The 18,636-nt window shown below is 73.7% G+C and carries 13 protein-coding genes and 1 pseudogene; 9 read left to right on the forward strand and 5 right to left on the reverse strand.

The features are described from left to right. The coding region (locus ACIQ5Y_RS20210) for an IS481 family transposase (protein WP_403881860.1) at positions 1–653 on the forward strand (653 nt) is incomplete at its 5' end. A gap of 171 nt (positions 654–824) precedes the next feature. Here the strand turns inward: ACIQ5Y_RS20210 and ACIQ5Y_RS20215 are convergent. Next, positions 825–1,517 (reverse strand): GNAT family N-acetyltransferase, encoded by a 693-nt coding sequence (locus ACIQ5Y_RS20215; protein WP_403881863.1) that lies wholly within the window; start codon positions 1,515–1,517, stop codon positions 825–827. A 204-nt stretch (positions 1,518–1,721) separates the two neighbouring features. Between ACIQ5Y_RS20215 and ACIQ5Y_RS20220 the strand changes: the two genes are divergently transcribed. The 3 genes from ACIQ5Y_RS20220 to ACIQ5Y_RS20230 all read left to right on the forward strand — a co-directional run bounded on the left by ACIQ5Y_RS20220 (position 1,722) and on the right by ACIQ5Y_RS20230 (position 5,712). Further along, a complete protein-coding gene (locus ACIQ5Y_RS20220) occupies positions 1,722–2,564 on the forward strand; it encodes a GntR family transcriptional regulator (RefSeq protein WP_403881867.1) in 843 nt (280 codons plus the stop codon). Positions 2,565–2,872: 308 nt separating this feature from the next. Continuing rightward, positions 2,873–3,919, forward strand: a complete 1,047-nt coding sequence (locus ACIQ5Y_RS20225; protein WP_403882272.1) for a glycine betaine/L-proline ABC transporter ATP-binding protein — start codon at positions 2,873–2,875, stop codon at positions 3,917–3,919. Then, positions 3,919–5,712, forward strand: coding sequence for an ABC transporter permease/substrate binding protein (locus ACIQ5Y_RS20230; protein WP_403881870.1), 1,794 nt, complete (start codon positions 3,919–3,921; stop codon positions 5,710–5,712). Before ACIQ5Y_RS20225 ends, ACIQ5Y_RS20230 begins: the two co-directional genes overlap by 1 nt. Positions 5,713–5,962: 250 nt before the next feature. Here the strand turns inward: ACIQ5Y_RS20230 and ACIQ5Y_RS20235 are convergent, their stop codons facing one another. Next, positions 5,963–8,161 (reverse strand): MMPL family transporter, encoded by a 2,199-nt coding sequence (locus ACIQ5Y_RS20235; protein ID WP_403881873.1) that lies wholly within the window; start codon positions 8,159–8,161, stop codon positions 5,963–5,965. 484 nt (positions 8,162–8,645) lie between these two features. Between ACIQ5Y_RS20235 and ACIQ5Y_RS20240 the strand changes: the two genes are divergently transcribed. The 3 genes from ACIQ5Y_RS20240 to ACIQ5Y_RS20250 all read left to right on the forward strand — a co-directional run bounded on the left by ACIQ5Y_RS20240 (position 8,646) and on the right by ACIQ5Y_RS20250 (position 11,034). Continuing rightward, entirely contained in the window at positions 8,646–10,019 is a 1,374-nt protein-coding gene (locus ACIQ5Y_RS20240; protein ID WP_403881876.1) for a sensor histidine kinase, read from the forward strand. After that, complete coding sequence (locus ACIQ5Y_RS20245) at positions 10,016–10,684, forward strand: response regulator (RefSeq protein WP_403881878.1); 669 nt, start codon at positions 10,016–10,018, stop codon at positions 10,682–10,684. Before ACIQ5Y_RS20240 ends, ACIQ5Y_RS20245 begins: the two co-directional genes overlap by 4 nt. Before the next feature lie 143 nt (positions 10,685–10,827). Next, the gene (locus tag ACIQ5Y_RS20250) at positions 10,828–11,034 is read left to right on the forward strand and encodes a hypothetical protein (RefSeq protein WP_403881881.1); all 207 of its coding nucleotides are present in this window, start codon (positions 10,828–10,830) and stop codon (positions 11,032–11,034) included. 47 nt (positions 11,035–11,081) lie between these two features. On the opposite strand, the gene ACIQ5Y_RS20255 is transcribed toward ACIQ5Y_RS20250, so the two are convergent. Further along, entirely contained in the window at positions 11,082–12,119 is a 1,038-nt protein-coding gene (locus tag ACIQ5Y_RS20255; protein WP_403881884.1) for a hypothetical protein, read from the reverse strand. A gap of 239 nt (positions 12,120–12,358) precedes the next feature. On the opposite strand from ACIQ5Y_RS20255, the gene ACIQ5Y_RS20260 reads away from it, so the two are divergent. Together ACIQ5Y_RS20260 and ACIQ5Y_RS20265 are read left to right on the forward strand one after the other, a co-directional pair. Further along, positions 12,359–15,544, forward strand: coding sequence for a TIM-barrel domain-containing protein (locus ACIQ5Y_RS20260; RefSeq protein WP_403881887.1), 3,186 nt, complete (start codon positions 12,359–12,361; stop codon positions 15,542–15,544). A 168-nt stretch (positions 15,545–15,712) separates the two neighbouring features. Next, positions 15,713–16,627 carry a LysR substrate-binding domain-containing protein gene (locus ACIQ5Y_RS20265; protein WP_403881890.1) on the forward strand — a complete coding sequence of 305 codons (915 nt, stop codon included), beginning with the start codon at positions 15,713–15,715 and terminating at the stop codon, positions 16,625–16,627. Between the two features lie 96 nt (positions 16,628–16,723). Here ACIQ5Y_RS20265 and ACIQ5Y_RS20270 read toward each other — a convergent pair. Together ACIQ5Y_RS20270 and ACIQ5Y_RS20275 are read right to left on the reverse strand one after the other, a co-directional pair. Continuing rightward, positions 16,724–17,851, reverse strand: a pseudogene (locus ACIQ5Y_RS20270) (MFS transporter); the annotation flags it as partial. Between the two features lie 38 nt (positions 17,852–17,889). Beyond that, on the reverse strand, positions 17,890–18,531 hold the full coding sequence (locus tag ACIQ5Y_RS20275; protein ID WP_403881893.1) for a TetR/AcrR family transcriptional regulator: 642 nt from the start codon (positions 18,529–18,531) through the stop codon (positions 17,890–17,892). Positions 18,532–18,636 lie beyond the last annotated feature (105 nt).

The following is an 18,636-nucleotide window of genomic DNA, read 5'->3' on the forward strand; positions in this document are numbered from 1 at the left end:
CGACCGTGCACCGGGTCCTGACGCGCTTCGGCCTGGCCCGTCTCACGCACCTGGACCGGGCCACCGGTGCCGTTATTCGCCGCTACGAACGCGACAAGCCCGGCGAACTCGTCCACGTGGACATCAAGAAACTCGGGAACATCCCCGACGGCGGCGGACACAAGACCCTCGGCCGCCAGGCCGGCCGCAAGAACCGCTCCAGCGCCGGCTACAGCTACATCCACACCGCCGTCGACGACCACTCCCGCCTCGCCTACAGCGAGATCCACACCGACGAGAAGAAGGAAACCGCCACCGCCTTCTGGCAGCGGGCCCAGGCCTACTACGCCAGCGTTGGGATCACCGTCGAACGCGTCCTGACCGACAACGGCGCCTGCTACAGGTCGCATCCCTGGCGCGACGCCCTCTCGGCGGCCGGGATCACCCACAAGCGAACCCGGCCATACCGGCCCCAGACGAACGGCAAGGTCGAACGGCTGAACCGCACCCTGCTGGACGAGTGGGCCTACGCCCGCCCCTACCGGTCAGAGCAGGAACGACGAGACGCGTTCCCACAGTGGCTCCACACCTACAATCACCACCGCGGACACACCGCGCTCGCAGGCAAACCACCCGCCAGCCGCGTCACCAACCTCACTGGGCAATACACCTAGTGCTGTGACCGGAAAGATTCACCGGGTCACGGCGCCCGGCACGGCACCTCGCGGCGTTGTCGGCCCTCGCAAGTACGTCCAGTACGAGCCGAGGCCCTCCGCCTTGCGATGCACCGCACCGGACACCGCGACCCGGCAAACCTTTCCGGCCACAGCACTAGCGGGGCCCGGTCACCTCCGTGCGGCCGCGCTCGCCCGGACCGAGGCGCAGTGGGAGGTACCGTCCGCGGTGTGCCGGTACCAGGCCGAGTCGATCACCCGACCGTCGGGGAGCGTGTGCCGGGAGGGCCCGTCGCACGGTTCGAATCCCGCGGCGTCGAGGGCCCGTCGGCAGTTGTCGTTCGACGTCTCCGCGCCGGCCCGTACGGATCGCAGCCCGAAGTGGGCATGGCCGAACCGGGCGGTCGCCGCGACGACTTCGGTGCCCAGCCCCTGGCCGCGATAGGCCGGGGCGAGTTGCAGGCCGAGGGAGCCGTCCTCCGCCGGGGTGAGTGAACTCGCCCCGGCCACACGGCCGGTCGCCCGGTCGACGGCGACCAGCCACTGCGTCAGCCCGGGGCCGGGGGGCGGTGTCGGCAGAATCAGCTCCCGGCGCATGGGGGCGGGGAAGGCGCGGAGCCGCTCGGTGCGGTTGCCGTCGTCGATGCCGAGGAGGTGCTCGGCGGTCTCGGCGTTCACGAGCGTGTCGACGGGCCAGCCGAGCCACCGCTGTGCCACGGCGTCGGCTCCGGTGGCCCTGCCGATCTCCATGTCCAGCACATCACGGGGGGTGAACAGCACCAGTCTCGCCGTGTGGAGCACGTGGCGGCCGTCACCGCACCGCACGGGCACGGGAGCCGGGCGGTTCGATCGTATGCGCCACATTTCCGGGGTCTCCTCGCGTGGGTCTGGTGGTGGTCCGGGCGCACCGGTCGCCCGGGGGCTCCGCGGTGCGTCAGCGTACGGCCGAGGCAAGGAATCGGCCAACGTGGGCAGCGGCAGCGGAGACCCCCTCACCAGAGGTATAGACCAATGCTAGGTTGGTCCGGCAGACCGCGCAGTCCTTGACCACCCGTCAGAGGAGAAGCCATGCCCTCCCTTTCGCGGGGCGGCGGCCCGGCCGCCATGCCCAAGTACCAGCGGATCGCCGCAGCGCTGCGGCACGAACTCGACCGCACCGCGCACGTCCCCGGGGCCAGGCTGCCCTCCGAGCGCACCCTGGCCGCCCGCTACCAGGTCAACCGGCAGACCATCAGGGCCGCCCTCCAGCACCTGCGCGAGGACGGCCTCGTGGTCACGGGCCGCCGGGGCACCCGTCCGGTCGCTGCCGCCATGGCGACCCGGGCCGCGGAATCCGCACCCGGCGCCGCGCCCCACCCCGGCCCGTCCGTCTCGAACCGGGCCGCCTCGACCCGGACCGCCTCGACCCGGACCGCCTCGACCCGGATCGCCCCGGACCGGGCCGACCTGAGCCGGGTCGACCTGGTCGGCGTCCCGCCCTCGCTCGCCGAGTTGCTCGGCATGCGCGGCGGGGACCGGACGCTGGTGCACCACAGGCGTGAACGCGGCCCCGCGGGCGAGGTGCTGCGGGACGCCGTCACCTACTTCAGCCCCGGGGCCATCGCCGGGAGCCCCGAACTCGCCCGCTGCCGCGACCGGGTGGCGGCGGCCGGTGACGTGGACCCGCGCGCACTGCACCGCTGGCTGGACCGGGCCGCCGTGGACGGCCGGATCACCGAGACCCTCACCATGACCCGCACCACCCACCCCCCGGTCGCGTCCGCCGCCTGCGGCCTCACCGCGCGCCGCACCCTGCACGACGGCTCCGGCCGACTGCTCGCCGTCACCGACCTGGCCTTCCCCGCCTGGGACCGGCTGGTCCTCCACCGCGACCGGCTCCACCACACGGCCGGCGGCTACCGCGTTATGTAGCTCACATCCCCCGGCCGCCCCGGAGTCGCCGGGCCGGCGATCCAACTCCGGTCCTGGGCGGGCGCCACCCGCCGTCGGCCGACCTGCCCGCGGCGTGGGTTCCGGCGGGGACCCGGGGCCCCTCAAGTGACGAGGATCACGCCCGAGTTTGCTTAGGTGAATGAATGCGGGGCATGGTCGACGTGGAGCGGAACCGAGCACTCCGGCCTTGCGTGCCGGAGGCGAGGCGCACACGGGCAGATCCCGTCCCGCTCTACGGCCCGCCGGCCCGCCCGGCGCGCCGTACCCGTACGACCCGTGAGGTGTATGTGTCCACGCTCCAAGCCGAGCACGTCTACAAGGTGTTCGGACGACGACCCGGCGACGCGGTGCGCGCGCTCGAAGGCGGCACCGGTCGCGACGAGTTGCGTGCCGAAGGAACAACGGCGGCGGTGATCGACGCCTCGTTCCGCGTCGAGGCCGGCCAGATCTTCGTCGTCATGGGCCTGTCGGGATCCGGGAAGTCCACGCTGCTGCGCATGCTGAACGGACTGCTGGAGCCCACCGCGGGGCGCATCCTCTTCGACGGCCAGGACCTCACCGCGCTCGGCGCGGGCGAACTGCGCCGCGTACGCTCCACGAAGATATCCATGGTCTTCCAGCACTTCGCGCTCTTCCCGCACCGCAACGTCCTGGAGAACGCCGGCTACGGCCTCGAGGTACAGGGCGTGCCCCGCGCCGAGCGCGACCGGCGCGCGGCCGAGGCGCTGGCACTGTGCGGCCTGGAGGGCTGGGAGAACTCCTGGCCCGACGAGCTGTCCGGCGGCATGCAGCAGCGCGTCGGCCTCGCCCGGGCCCTGGCCACCGACGCCGACCTGCTCCTGATGGACGAGTCGTTCAGCGCCCTGGACCCGCTGATCCGCCGCGACATGCAGGACCAGCTCCTCGAACTGCAGAAACGTTTCAAGAAGACCATCGTCTTCATCACCCACGACCTCAACGAGGCCATGCGGATCGGCGACGGCATCGCCGTCATGCGTGACGGCCGCATCGTCCAGCAGGGCACCGCCGAGGACATCCTCATCCGCCCCGCCGACGACTACGTCGCCTCCTTCGTGCAGGACGTCGACCGTTCGCGGGTGCTGACGGCGCAAGCCCTCATGGACGAGCCCGAGGCGGCCGCCTGCGGCTGCCCGACCGTGCACGCCGACACCCCGCTCGCCGACCTGTGCGCGGTCAGCGCCCTGGTCCCGCACCCGGTCGCCGTCACCGACGGGGACGGCACCGTCGTCGGCTCCGTGCCGCAGGACCGGCTCATCGCCTTCATCGGCGACGAACAACGGCCCCCGATGGCCTGTGCGGAAGTGGCCGTCTGATGCCCCGACTGCACCTCGGCGCCTGGGTCGACAGCGGTGTCGACTTCCTCCAGAGCCATCTGTCCTGGCTGTTCGACGCCATCAGCGCGCTCGTCACCGGCCTCTACGACGGCATCGACGCCGTCCTCTCCGCCCCTGCCCCGCTGCTGTTCGCGGGCATCCTCGCGCTCGGCGCCTGGTGGCTGCGCGGGTTGCTCGCGGGTCTCCTCGCCTTCGCGGGCTTCGCGCTCGTCGACTCCGTCGGCCTCTGGTCCGACGCGATGTCCACCCTTTCCCTCGTCCTGGTCGCGACCCTCGTCACCCTGCTCTTCGCGGTCCCGCTCGGCATCTGGGCCTCCAGGTCCGACCGGGTCAGCGCCCTGCTGCGGCCGGTCCTGGACTTCATGCAGACCATGCCGGCCATGGTCTACCTCATCCCCGGAATCATCTTCTTCGGGGTGGGCGTGGTGCCCGGCATCATCGCGACGATCATCTTCTCGCTGCCGCCGGGCGTACGGATGACCGAGCTCGGCATCCGCCAGGTCGACTCCGAACTGGTCGAGGCCGCGGAGGCGTTCGGCACCACCCCGCGCGACACCCTCGTCCGCGTGCAGCTGCCCCTGGCCCTGCCGACGATCATGGCGGGCGTCAACCAGGTCATCATGCTCGGCCTGTCCATGGTCGTCATCGCCGGCATGGTCGGCGGCGGCGGGCTCGGCGGCGCCGTCTACCGGGCCATCGGCAGCGTCGACATCGGCCTCGGCTTCGAGGCCGGCATCGCCATCGTCATCCTCGCCATGTACCTCGACCGGATGACCGGGGCGCTCGGCCGCCAGGTCTCCCCGCTGGGCCGGCGCGCCCTCGCCAAGGCGCGGTCCGCCGCCACCGGCGCGGCCAAGGTGTGGAGCCACCGCCCCCAGCCGGCGTTCGCCGTCACCGGGGCCGTCGTCCTGGCCCTCGTCGCGGGCGGCCTGAACACCTTCGGCGGCTCCTCCGCCCAGGACGGGCCGACCGGCGCCGAGAACGTCGGCAAGGGCCGCACCCTGTCCGTCGGCTACATCCCGTGGGACGAGGGCACCGCCTCCACCTTCCTGTGGAAGGAACTCCTGGAACGCCGGGGCTTCAAGGTCGAGGCCAAGCAGCTGGAGCTGGGCGCACTGTTCACCGGGCTCGCGGGCGGGCAGCTGGACTTCCAGACCGACGCCTGGCTGCCCGTCACCCAGGCCCAGTACTGGCAGAAGTACGGCAACCGGCTCGAGGACCTCGGCTCCTGGTACGGACCCACCTCACTGGAGCTGACCGTGCCCTCTTACGTCGAGGGCGTGCACTCGCTGGCCGATCTGAAGGGCAGGTCCGGGCAGTTCAAGGGCCGCATCATCGGGATCGAGCCCAGCGCGGGCGCGATGGGGGCGCTCAAGGACAAGGTCCTCAAGGAGTACGGCCTGGACACGGAGTACGAGGTCGTCGACGGCTCCACCCCCGGCATGCTCGCCGAACTCAAGCGGGCCTACGAGAAGAAGGAGCCCGTCGCGGTCGTACTGTGGTCGCCGCACTGGGCGTACTCCACGTACGAGTTGACCAAGCTGCAGGACCCCAAGGGGGCCTGGGGCAAGGGCGACGGGATCCACAGCCTGGCCCGCAAGGGCTTCGCCGCCGACGAGCCCGAAGTGGCGGCCTGGCTGCGCTCGTTCAAGCTCACCGAAGAGCAGCTGACCGGCCTGGAGGCGAAGATCCAGGAGACCGGGAAGGGCCGGGAGCAGGAAGCGGTCCGCGCCTGGCTGGGGGAGCATCCCGAGGTCGGCGAACTCGCCTGACGCCGAGGGCGCCGGCCGCGCCCGGAACGGGGCGCGGCCGGCGCCTGTTCGGTCCCGGGCGCGGCCGGCGCCTGTTCGGTCCCGGGCGCGGCCGGCGCCTGTTCGGTCCCGGGCGCGGCCGGCGCCTGTTCGGTCCCGGGCGCGGCCGAGGCCCGTTCGGTCCCGGGCGCGGCCGAGGCCCGTTCGGTCCCGGGCGCGGGCGGGGTCCGTCGAGCCCCGCGCGCAGGCCCATCCGGACACGGCCCGCCGCTCAGCCGACCAGGACCCGGTCCGGGGCCTCCTTGGGACCGGCGGCCCCGCGGGCCGGGCGCGGCCGCACCGGCCACCACGTGGCCCGCCCCAGCAGGGCGGCCAGCGCGGGCACGAGCACGATCGACAGCACGAAGGCCGAGAACAGGATCCCGAGGGCCGTCGCGAAGCCGATCTGCTGCGTGGACGGGGCCGGATTGACGGCCAGGCTCCCGAAGGACGCGGCCAGCACCAGGCCCGCCGTCGCGATCGCGGGCGCCGTGTGCCGCACGGCCCGCCCCACCGCCGCGCGGGCGGGGCCGGGCCGCTCCATCTCCTCCCGGATCCGGTCGCTCATCAGGATGTTGTAGTCGGTGCCCAGCGCGACCACGAACAGGAACAGCACCAGCGGCAGCGTGAAGTCCACCCCGGGCCGCCCCAGGGCGTGCTGGAAGAGCAGGGTCGAGGCGCCGAGCGTGGCGGCGAAGCCCAGGCCGACGGCGGCCAGCAGGATCACCGGGGCGAGCAGACTGCGCAGCAGTGCGAACAGGATCAGCGCGATCAGGGCCGCCGCCACCGGGAAGACCACCTTCAGGTCCTCGTCCACGGCCGCCGAGACGTCGGCGAACAGGGCCGCGGTCCCGCCCACATGGGCCTGCGTACCGGCGGGAGTGTTCGCGGCGACCGCCTGCCTGACCGGGCCGGACGCCAGGTCGCGTGCCTCCTGCCGCTGCGGGTCGGCCGTCAGGAAGAGGTCGATCCGCGCCGCCCGGCGGTCCTCGCTCAGCACCGTGTCCGCGACCCGGCCCACACCGTCGACCCCGGCGAGCGCCCGCGACAGCCCGCCCAGCCGCTCGGCGCCGAGCACGGAGCCGTCCTTCGCGGTGACGAACACGCTGGTCGGCTCCGAGATCCCGGCCGGCAGCGCCCGCGCGATCTCCGCCGCGGTGACGGCGGAGGCCGTACGCTCCCCGCCCGCACCGCCCTGCCCGTAGTCCATCCGCATCCCCAGCATTCCCGCGGCCAGCCCGCCGAGCAGCGCCACCGAGGCCAGGACCAGCGCGAGCGGCCGCCGCGCCACCAACTCACCCGTACGCGCGGCGGCGCCCGGACGCGGTTCGCGCTTCAGGGACCGGGAGGGCCAGAACATCCTGCGCCCGGCGACCGCGAGCAGGGCCGGCATGAAGGTGAGGCTGCCCAGCAGCATCACCAGGACGGACAGGGCGATGGCGGGCCCGAGCACCCGGAACTGGCCGAAGGAGGCCACCCCGAGCGTGGCGAACGCGGCGACGATCGTCAGCGCCGCGGAGGTGATCGCCGTACCCACGCGTCCCGCGACCTCGGAGGCGGCCTCGCGCCCCGTCTGGTCCGGGTGGCGGCGCAGCTGTTCGCGGAAGCGGAACAGCAGGAAGAGGAAGTAGTCGATGCCGATGCCCACCAGGACCACGTTGATCAGCCCCGGTGTGGAATCGGCCAGTCCGGTCCCGGTCAGCAGCGCCGTGAACACCACGACACCGGCCGCGGCCCCGCCGATGACGGATACGGCCAGCAGCGGCAGCAGGGCCGCGAGGACGCTGCGGAAGACCAGTACGTGCAGGAGGACGATGACCCCGAGCATGAGGATGCCGACCACCATCGTCCTGGTCTTCTCGGCGTCCGCCGTGTCCACGCGGTCGGCGAGCCCGCCGGTGAAGCCCGTGCGCAGGCCCTCGCGCGCGAATTGTTCACGTACGGAGTCCCGGAAGGCCCGATAGGTGTCGAGCATCCCCGGATCGGCCGGATTGCCGGTCAGTTCGGCGGTCAGCAGCCGGAAGGAGCGGTCGGGCGCGGTCATGGCGGGGCCGACCCGGGGGAGTTGGGAATGGTCCTGCGCGAACGGCATCGTCTCCTTGGTCCGCGGCATGACGACCCGGGTCCGCGCCAGGCGCGCGGCCTCCGCGTCGATGCGGGCCTCGTCGGCGGCGCCGAGCGGGGCGCCGTCCGACCGGGCCACCACCACGGTGAGGGGGTTGGCGTCCGGATCGGCCCCGAAATGTTCCTCGGCGATCTCCAGGGCGGCGGCCGAGTCGTACTGGGCGGGCAGGAACCCGCCGTTGCCGGTCTGGGTGGCGCGGAAGACGAACGCCTGGCCCAGGATGGTCAGGGCGATTCCGAGGACCGCCCAGAGGGCGATGACCTTCCACGGATGCCTCGTCGAGACTCCGGTCAGGGCGCGGATCACTGTTCTCCTCAGGTCGGTGTGGTGTCGGCCGGGGGTTCCCGACCGGACTCCAGACCATCAGGGCCGGGCCCGGAAAGCGTCGGGTCGGGGGAGGAGCCGGGCGCCGGTACCGGGGTCCGGGGGCGGGCCGCGACCAGGACTCGGGTCCTGGTCGGGATCCGGCCCGGGGCCGATGGCGGGGGGCGCGGCCGGTGCCAGAATGGACCACCGGACAACGCGGCCACGCGCTCCCCGGCACCGGGCCGGGGGACCGGCCGGAGTGGGAGGACCCGCGACGATGACGTTGGGCGAGGGGCCGGTCGGTACGCGATTGCCTGCGGATGGCGGCACGATCCGGGGCGCGTCCAGCGGCCCGGCTCAGGCCGGGGGCCACGGAACGGGCCGGGGTCTCGCCGTCGGCGCGTCCTGGCCCCAAGACCGGTGCGCCGACGTCGGCGCCGACCGGGCCGAAGGCCACGGTCGGGGCCGGAGTGTCGGTGGAGGCGTGCCCAGGTCCACGGACCGCGGCGCGGGCGTGGGCGCCGACGGGGCCGACGGCCACGGTCGGGGCCGGGGTGTCGACGGGGGCGTGTCCGGGGCCGCCGACCGTGGCGAGGGCGCCGACCGGGTCGGAGTGCGCGGGCAGGGCCGCGGCGTCGATGGCGGGGCCCCGCGTTCCGCGGGCCTGCCCACAGAAGGGGCCGCGGGCCCGGTCGCCGAGGGTCGCGCGGACGGCGCCGCCCAGTGCTCGGCCTGGACGCGCAACGACGCCCTCGTCGCGGTCGGGGCCGCCGCCACCGACCTCATCGGGTTCTCCCTCGCGACCCACGCCGAGGGCGGTTCCCTCGCCCTGGCCGTCATCCCGGTGCTCTGCGCGCTGCCCCTGCTCGCCCGCCGTACCCACCCGGTGTCGGCCCTCGCGGCCGTACTGGCACTCGGGGTGGTGCTGAACCTGGTCGCCCCGCTCGCCCCGCGCTTCCCCCTCACCGTGGTCGTCGCCCTGTACTCGGTGGCCCGCTCCCGTCCCCCGGTCGTGGCCGCGGCGACGGCCCTCGCCGCGGTGCCGCTCATCCCCGCGGGCCAGAGCGGCTGGCCGTTGCCGTTCGGCTGGTCGGCGCTGCTGGGGAACGCCCTCGTCGCCGGGCTCATCGTCGTCGCGGCCGAGGTGGTGGGCCGCCGCCAGCGGGAGGCCGAGACCCACCGCAGGCTCCTCGCCGACCGCGCGGTGGCCGAGGAACGCCGCCGGATCGCCCGCGAACTGCACGACATCGTCGCCCACCACATCACCACCATGCAGCTGATGGCGGGCGGCGCACGCGCCAACCTGGCGCACGATCCGGAGGTGGCGCGCGAGGCCCTCGTCACCCTGGAGGGCTCCGGGCGGCTCGCGCTGCGCGAGATGCGCCAGCTCCTCGACGTGCTGCGGGCCGGCGAGGAACCGGAGGAAGCCCCGCCGGCGCCGCAGCCCGGCGCCGGCGATCTCGACCGCATCGTCGCGGAGGCCCGGCTGTCGGGCACGGAGACCGAGTTCACCGTGGAGGGGCCGGTCCGCCCGCTGGCGCCCACCGTCGGCCTGACCGTCTTCCGCATCGTGCAGGAGGCGCTGACGAACACCCGCAAGCACGCGGGCAGTGCGGCGCGCGCCCGTGTCCGACTCACCTACGGGCCCGACGAGGTGGCGGTGGAGGTCCGCGACGACGGCCCGGGAACACCGCCGCCTGCCGCCCGGACCGCCCACCGGCCCGGCTACGGGCTGATCGGCATGGGCGAGCGCGTCGCCCTGCAGGGCGGAACCCTGGAGACCGGTGCCCAGGACGGCGGCGGCTTCCGGGTCGCGGCCCGCCTCCCGGCACCGGCCGAAGCGGAGGCGACCCGGTGATCCGGATCCTCATCGCGGACGACCAGCCTCTCGTACGCCGCGGACTCGCGCTGATCCTCGGCCCCGACCCGGAGTTCGAGGTGGTCGGAGAGGCCGAGGACGGCGCGCAGGCCGTCGCCCTCGCCGCCGAGCTGAGGCCCGACGTGGTCGTCATGGACATCCGGATGCCGGTCCTCGACGGGGTCAAGGCCACCGAGGAGCTCGCGCGGACCGTCCCCGACGCCCGCGTCCTGGCCCTCAGTACCTTCGACATGGACGAGTACGTGGTCGCCGCCCTGCGCGCCGGCGCGTACGGCTTCCTGCCCAAGGACATCTCCCCGGAGGAGCTCGGCGCGGCCGTCCGCATCGTCCACACCGGCGAGGCCGCCGTCGCGCCGAGGCTGCTCACCCGGCTCATCTCGGCCTACGTACGCACCCCCGCCCGGGCCCGTCCGCCTGCGGCCGGGGTCCCGGCCGAGCTGACCCCGCGCGAGCTGGAGATCTGGCAGCTGCTGGCCACCGGCCTGGACAACGCAGAGATCGCCCGAGAGCTGGACATCAGCGTCTCCACGGTCAAGAACCACATCACGGGCATCTTCGGCAAGCTGGGCGTCCGGGACCGGGCGCAGGCGGTGATCGCCGCGTACGAATCCGGCCTGGTCTCGGCGGCGGGCGGGAGCGGTTGATCACCAAGTGCCCCCAAGAGGACCGGAATCCCCCTGCCGACCACACCTCTGACCAGCCAGAACACTGGAGGATTCGCCCGTGCGGTGAGGGGCCCCGCCATGGCACAGTGCGATCAGTCCACCCGCACCAGCAGGGAGCCTCCATGCGCGATCCGCAACGCACGCCCCTCGCGGCGGCCCCCGAGTGCCCGCCGGAGCCCGGCCCGCTGCCCTGCTGCCCGGTGTGCGGGGGAGCGGCGGAGCGGATCTCCTGGCGCCAGCGCCCGGGGGAGCCGGTGGTACTGGCCTTCGAACCCTGCGGCCACCGGCGGATCTCCGCGGCCGCGCCCGTGCTGACGGTCGTGCTCTGAGCGTCCTCTGAGCGGCCCCGGGGCGCCTGGGCACCCCCACGCCGCACTCACCGCCGGTCTCCGGCCCAGTACGCCGCCCGCACCTCCCCCTCCTCGAAGTCCCGGCGGGGCAGACGCAGGCCGAGGGACTCCTCCAGGGCGTGGAAGTACAGCTCGAACGTGTCGGTCAGTCCGGGGTGGTCCAGCTCGGCGCGGCGCAGGGCCCGGTTGAGGAAGTCCAGCTCGCCGCCCCGCAGGTGAGGGGCGCGGCCGTGGTCGTACCGGATCAGCTCCAGGGCGCCCGAGTCGTCGGCGACGCGGCGACCGTCCCGGACGTAGTCGAACGTGTACATGGCCTTCGCGGAGGTGGCGGTCAGCCACACGCTCTCCTTGATCCCGAGCGCCGCGTACGCCTCCTTGTCGGCGAAGGAACCCGGCGGCGTGTCGTGGTGCAGCAGGAAGGTCCACCCGCCCGCCTGCCCGTAGCAGCAGCTCTCCCACTGGCGGTCCCAGTGGGCCCGGCCGTCGTCCGCGGCCCGCAGGTCCTTCAGCCGCGTACCCCCGGTGACCTGTGCGGGATCGGCCCCGTACTGCAGGGCCAGCTGCTCGGCGTCGACGGTTCGCCCGGGCGCCGCACGGAAGAAGGCGAGCGTCGTGTACGGGTCCTGCTCTCGCCAGGACCGGGCCATCCAGGCGAGTCCCTCCAGCGGGTCGTGCCCGCACGCCTCGACCGTCCCCGTGTCGTCCGGGCCGCCACCGCGGAACCGTCTGCCCCACACCGGATCGATCCGCTCCAGGGATTCGGCCACCTCCTCCAGGCTGCCGCCGCGCCGGCGCACGGTGGCCTCGGCGATGAGGTAGAGCACCTGGTCGAGGTCGCGGGTGGCGAAGGTCTCCTGGTAGGAGGCGTGACGGCCGTGCACCGTACCGTTCTCGTGCAGGAGCAGGCACAGGCCGCTGTCCTCCGACTCCTCGGCGAGATCGGCCCACTCCTCCAGCTCGTCGTCCGAGAGGGCCACGGGCGGCAGTCCGACCCCGTCGAGCAGGGGGTGCCGCGAGGCCGTCCGCTGCCAGGCCTCCGCGAGAGTCTCCTTGGTGATCTCCATGGCGCCACGATAGGGGCGGGCACCGACAACCGGCCTTCCCGGTAGGCCGGTTCGGCACTCGGTCGTTTCGGAGCCGGGAGGAAGCCGGGCGAGATTCATGCTCAAAGTTGCTTGATCCGCGGCAATTTCGAGCATCATCCTTCAAGTGGAGCCCCGTGCGCGCTATGTTGCCGGTGCAAGTTGCCAGGTGCATGCCAAAGAGCTGTGTTCGTGATCCGGACCGCACGAGGAGCTGCCCCATGAGACTGCCCCGCATCCGCCCCCGGGCCGGCCGCCTGCGCGCCGCCCTGCTCGCCGGCGCCCTCGCCGTCCTGGGTCTGGCCGCCGCCGGGCCCGTCGCCACACCGGCCGCCGCGGCCCCCTCCGGCGCCACCGCGACGGCGGGCAACGTCACCGGCTTCACCCAGTCCGGGAACACCTTCACCGTGACCGCGTCCGGTGGCGCCAAGGCCCGCGTGGTCATCGCCCGCGCCGACATCTTCCGGCTCTGGCTCTCCCCGGACGGCACCTTCACCAACGACCCGGCAGGCTCCGACCTGGCTCCGACCACCGACTTCGGATCCGTCGCCACGACCTACGCGGACGCGGGCACGTACTTCCGGATCACCACCGGAGCGCTTTCGATCAGGGTGAACAAAACGCCCCTCCAGTTCTCCGTCTACCGCGCCGACAACACCACCCTCGTCTGGCAGGAGACGCAGCCGACCGGTTGGACCAACAGCCAGACCACCCAGTACCTGGCCCGCGGCGCGGACGAGCAGTTCTACGGCACCGGCCTGCGTCTCGGCGAATGGGCCCTGCGCGGCAAGACCGTCCCGGTGGCCGTCGACAACAAGTGGCGCGAGAACGACAACGCCAGCCCCGCCCCCTTCTACATGTCCACCAACGGCTACGGCGTCATGCGCAACACCTGGGCCCCGGGCTCGTACGGTTTCAACGCGCCCAGCACCCTCACCCACGACGAGAAGCGCTTCGACGCCTGGTACTTCACCGGCGACTCCCTCAAGTCCGTGCTCGACGCCTACACCGACGTGAGCGGCAAGCCGTTCATGGCGCCGATGTGGGGCTTCGAACTGGGCAACGCCGACTGTTTCAACGCCTCCAACCCCGCCTACCAGGGCGACCACGACCGGCTGCGCCACCAGACCACCCCCGATGTCGTCGGGTACGCCACCGACGCGCGCGCCGCCGACATGCCCTCGGGCTGGTTCCTGCCCAACGACGGCTACGGCTGCGGCTACACCGCGCCCCTCAAGTCGACCGTCGACGCCCTGAAGGCCAAGGGCTTCCAGACCGGCCTGTGGACCTCCACCGGTCTCGGCTCCATCGCCGACGAGGTGGGCACCGCCGGCACCCGCGGCGTCAAGACCGACGTGGCCTGGATCGGCGGCGGCTACAAGACCGCCTTCCAGGGCGTCCAGCAGGCCGTCGACGGCATCGAGAAGAACTCCGACGCCCGCCGCTACGTCTGGACCGTCGACGGCTGGGCCGGCACCCAGCGCAACGCCGTCGTCTGGACCGGCGACACCTACGGCACGTGGGAGGACATGCGCTGGCACGTCCCCGCCATCGCCGGCGCGGGCCTGTCCGCTCTCAACTACGCCTCCGGCGACGTCGACGGCATCTTCGGCGGCAGCCCCAAGACGTTCACGCGCGACCTCCAGTGGAAGGCCTTCACGCCGGCCTTCATGACCATGTCGGGCTGGGGCGCGACCAATCCGTCCGCCGGCTACCAGGACAAGCAGCCCTGGCGCTTCGCCGAGCCGTACCAGTCCATCAACCGCAAGTACCTCCAGCTGAAGATGCGGCTGATGCCGTACCTGTACACGATGAGCCGAGTCGCCCACGAGAGCGGCGTCCCCAGCACCCGCGCGATGGTCCTGGAGTACCCCGACGACCCGGTGGCCAGGGGGAACCTCACCAGCGGCCAGTTCATGGCCGGTGATTCCCTCCTCGTCGCGCCCGTCGTCTCCGACACCTCCGTCCGCGACGGCATCTACCTCCCGGCCGGGAGCTGGACCGACTACTGGACCGGGAAGACGTACGCGGGCCCCGGCTGGCTGAACGGCTACCAGGCGCCCCTCGACACCCTGCCCCTGTTCGTGAAGGGCGGCGGCATCGTGCCCATGTGGCCGCAGATGAACCACACGGGGGAGAAGCCGGTCTCCACCCTCACCTACGACATCCACCCGCGCGGTGCCTCCTCCTTCAGCCTGTACGAGGACGACGGCCTCACCCGCGCCCACCAGTCCGGGGCCTACGCCCGCCAGCAGGTCGACGTCACCGCCCCCACCACCGGCTCCGGTACGGTCACCGTCTCCGTGGGCGCCCCCACGGGTGACTACGCCGGCAAACCGGCCTCCCGCGGCTACGAGTTCACCCTCCACGTGGCCTCGGCGCCCACCGCCGTCACGGCGGACGGCGCCGCACTGACCCGGCAGACCTCCAAGGCCGCCTACGACGCCGCCGCGACCGGATGGTTCTTCGACGCCGCCGACCGCTCCGGAGTCCTGTGGGTCAAGACCGGCACGAAGACGGGCGCGTTCACCGTCTCGGCCACCGGTACCGGCGTCCCCGCGGCCGAGGCCCTGCCCTCCTCCGCGCCGATCGCGCAGTCGGCCTGGTCCCTGGTGTACGCCGACAGCCAGGAGACCGCCGCCGAGAACGGCGCCGCGGCGAACGCCTTCGACGGCAACCCGGCCACGATGTGGCACACCGCCTGGTCCTCCTCCAAGCCCGCCGCGCTCCCGCACGAGATCCAGATCGACCTCGGGTCCCGCCACACCGTCGACGGCCTCGGCTACCTGCCCCGCCAGGACGGCGGGGTCAACGGACGGATCGGCTCCTACGAGGTCTACGTCTCCGACACCACCGCCGACTGGGGCACCCCGGTGGGCAGCGGCACCTTCGCGGACACCGCGGCCGCCAAGACCACCGCCCTCTCCCCGAAGGCGGGCCGCTACCTCCGCCTCAAGGCCCTCACCGAGGCGGGCGGCCGCGGCCCCTGGAGCAGCGCCGCCGAGATCACCCTCACCGGCCGCCCCGCCCCGCTCCCGGCCAACGCCGAACTCGTCAACGCGGCCTCCGCGAGCTGCGTCGACCTTCCCCACAGCGCCACCGCCCCGGGCACCGAACCCACCCTCTACACCTGCCACGGCGGCCCCAACCAGCGCTGGACCCTCCAGCCCGACGGCCGCCTCACCGGCCTCGCCGGGGTCTGCCTCGACGCCGCGAAGGCCTCCCGGGTGACCGTCCAGACCTGCGACGGCAGCTCCGGCCAGACCTGGCAGGCGGGCCCCCAGAGCACCCTGCGCAACGGGGGCCAGTGCCTGGCCCCGGCCGGCTCCGCCACCACCAACGGCACCGTCCTCACCCGCGCCGCCTGCGACAACAGCCCGGCCCAACGCTGGACCTTCACGCCGTGAGCCACTGCTGACGGGTCGGCACCCGTCCTCGCCTCAGCCTGGGGTCCGGACCCCGTGGCGGAGGCGTCGGACGGGTTGCCGCCCGGGCCTGCATCGATCCTGGGCCGGCCCAAAACCCAAGTCAATCCTCCGATTTGCTCACCACATCCAAGCGATACCTTGGGTCTCGTGACCCTGGACGATCTCCGTGTGTTCGTGGCCGTCTGCCGCGCGGGCAGTCTCAGCGCCGTCGCGCGTGACCTGGGCCGCACCCAGTCCGCCGTCAGCCAGCACGTCCGGCGGCTGGAGCAGCGGACCGGCATGAGCCTGCTGGAACGCCATGCCCGCGGAGTCGTGCCCACCGAGGCGGGCCGCATCCTGCAGGCGGCCGCCGCCGACGGGATCGCGGGCCTCGACGGCGCCCTGCGCCGCCTGGGCGAACTCGCCGGGGGAGGCGGCGGTACGGTGCGCGTGACCACGGGCGCCACCACCGTGCGCCACTTCATGTCCGAGGCCGTGGTCACCTTCCGGCGCCGCCACCCCGGGGTGAGCCTGGAGTTCCAGACCGAGAACTCCAGCCGCAGCTGCTTCGACGCCCTCGCCGCCGACGACCTCGACCTCGCCTGGATCACCATCGGGGCGCCGGTCCGGGGCATCGAACAGCTTCCCGTCATGGAGCTCCCCTGGGTGCTCGCGGTCGGCGCCGACGACCCCCTCGCCGCCCGCGCCCGCATCGAACCGGCCGACCTCGCGGGGATCCGTCACATCCGGCTCCCGGAGAACTCCGCCTCCCGCGCCCACCTCGACGCCGCCCTCGCGGAATCGGGGATCCGGGTCCGCTCCGACACCAGCGTGGCCGACTGGGACACCGCCCTGCTACTGGCCGAACTGGGCCTGGGCCACGCCGTCGTGCCCGCGCTGCCCGGCTGGCGGGTCCCCGGCACCGACGGCCCCCTCAGGCTCGTCCCCATTCCCGGCCTGCCGCCCCTGGCGGTCGGCTGGGCCGTCCGCCGCTGGTCCGCCCTCGCCCCGCCGGCCCTGGTCTTCGCCGACGAGGTCGCCCGCAGCTGCACGGCCCGCGCGGCCGGGTCCGGGCAGCAGTGACGCCGGCGCCAGTCCTACGAGGGCCAGCGCGGCCAGTGCCGCGAGGGAGAGCCCGCCCGCCCCGGCACCCGCCGCGACCGCGATGCCCAGCGCCGGGCCGATGTTCATGGCCGTCTGCTTGAGCCCGCCGATCACCCCGGCGTACCCGGCCGGGGCCTCACCCACCACGGTCCCGGTGGCGGTGACCATCACGGCGGTGAACCCGGCGCCCAGCACCCCGAAGGCGACCCCGGAAGCCGGGCCCAGCCCCGCGATGCCGACCGCGACCAGCCCCGTACCGGTGAGCGCGGTCCGCCGCGGGCCGAACCGGCGCAGCGCGAGTCCGGCCACCGGAGCCCCGGCGACCATCGCCAACGTCAGCGGCAGCACCCGCAGCCCTGTGGCGAGCGGATCGAGCCCCTGCCCGTCCTGGAGCCGGAACGTCGCCGTGAACAGCGCCCCGAACAGCCCCGCGGACACGGCCAGCAGCAGTCCGATCGAGGCGGCCACCGGCACCGAGCGCGCCACGGCGACCGGCACCAGCGGCCGCGCGGCCCGCCGCTCGCAGCGTACGAACACCACCGCGAGCCCCGCCGCCGCGCCGAGCCCCAGCAGCGTCGGCGCGGACAGCCACCCGTACGCGGGCACCCCCACCAGCGCGTGCACGAGCACCGCGAGCGCCGCCGTGAGCAGGGCCGAGCCGGTGAACTCCAGCCGCCCGGACCTCTCGCGCGGGGGCGCGGGCGCCCGTACGGCGAGGGTCAGTACGGCGATCAGCACGGCGACCGGCACGTTGATCACGAACACGGCCCGCCAGCCCCACTGGCCGACCAGCGCACCGCCCAGCAGCGGACCGGCCGCGGCGGCCACCCCGATCGCGCTGGTCCGCACCGCGACCGGGGTGCCGAGCCGCTCCGGCGGGTAGGCGAGGCGCAGCAGCGCCAGCGTCGCGGGCTGGAGCAGAGCGCCGAACACCCCCTGGGCGCCGCGCAGCGCGATCACCCAGCCCACGCCGGGCGCGTACGCGATGCCCGCCGAGGCCGCGGCGAAGCCGAGCACGCCGGTCAGCAGCAGCCGGGTGTGTCCGTACCGGTCGCCGAGCCGCCCGGCGACGACGAGGAACGCGGCGACCGCGAGCAGATAGGCCGTACTGGTCCACTGCACCTGTGCCAGGCTCGCTCCCAGGTCACGTCGCAGGCTCGGCTGGGCCACGCTCAGCACGGTGCCGTCGAGCGCGACGATCATGGCTCCGGCCACGCTGACCAGCAGCGCGAGCCGGGGCCTCACGAGGCGCTCCCGGCCGCCGGACCGAGGTCGGGCCCGTGATCCGGCCCGGGGTCCGGCCCGAGGTGCGCGTCCAGCGCCGCGTCGACCAGGCGCTCGACGACGATCCCGTCACCGGCCACCGCCAGCTGCAGACTGCCCCAGCCCCACAACTGCGCCACGCCGTGCAGGTTGGCCCACAGCGCGGCCGCCGTGACCGCCGGTTCCGCCGCCCCGCAGCGCGAGACGAGCGAGACGAGCAGCCCGAACAGCGGGACCGTCGATTCCCGGAGCCTCGGCCCGTCCGAGGGCTCCTGCCCCGTGCTGTCGAGCAGATCGTGACGGAACATCAGCTCGAACATCCCGCGCTGCTCCAGCGCGTAGCCGACGTACGCGGCCCCCAGCGCCCGCACCTGCCCGCGCGGGGAGGGCTCCCCGGCGCACGCCGCGGCGAACCGCGCCCCGAGATCCGCGAACCCGCGCCGCGCGATCGCGGACAGCAGGGAGTGGTGGGTGGGGAAGTGCCGGCGCGGAGCCCCGTGCGAGACCCCGGCCCGGCGGGCGATCTCCCGCAGCCCGAGGGAGCCGGTGCCCTCGGTCGTCACCAGCTCCACACCCACGTCGATCAGCCGCTCCCGGAGCGGTCTCTCCCGGTCGTCCATGGACACTGTCTACCAGTCGGCGTAGACAGTGTCTACACCTGCCGTCCGCGTGCCCGCGAACCCCCGTTCGCGGGCTCCCGCGCGCCCGGATCCCGCAAGGGCGGG

The organism is Streptomyces sp. NPDC096339 (assembly GCF_044762985.1).
GTDB lineage: Bacteria > Actinomycetota > Actinomycetes > Streptomycetales > Streptomycetaceae > Streptomyces.

What these genes read in the sequence shown, in the direction of transcription:
- ACIQ5Y_RS20215 (WP_403881863.1), bottom strand. Translation starts at nt 1,517, where the DNA reads ATGTGGCGCATACGATCGAACCGCCCGGCTCCCGTGCCCGTGCGGTGC.
- ACIQ5Y_RS20220 (WP_403881867.1), top strand. Translation starts at nt 1,722, where the DNA reads ATGCCCTCCCTTTCGCGGGGCGGCGGCCCGGCCGCCATGCCCAAGTAC.
- ACIQ5Y_RS20230 (WP_403881870.1), top strand. Translation starts at nt 3,919, where the DNA reads ATGCCCCGACTGCACCTCGGCGCCTGGGTCGACAGCGGTGTCGACTTC.
- ACIQ5Y_RS20250 (WP_403881881.1), top strand. Translation starts at nt 10,828, where the DNA reads ATGCGCGATCCGCAACGCACGCCCCTCGCGGCGGCCCCCGAGTGCCCG.
- ACIQ5Y_RS20255 (WP_403881884.1), bottom strand. Translation starts at nt 12,119, where the DNA reads ATGGAGATCACCAAGGAGACTCTCGCGGAGGCCTGGCAGCGGACGGCC.
- ACIQ5Y_RS20260 (WP_403881887.1), top strand. Translation starts at nt 12,359, where the DNA reads ATGAGACTGCCCCGCATCCGCCCCCGGGCCGGCCGCCTGCGCGCCGCC.
- ACIQ5Y_RS20275 (WP_403881893.1), bottom strand. Translation starts at nt 18,531, where the DNA reads ATGGACGACCGGGAGAGACCGCTCCGGGAGCGGCTGATCGACGTGGGT.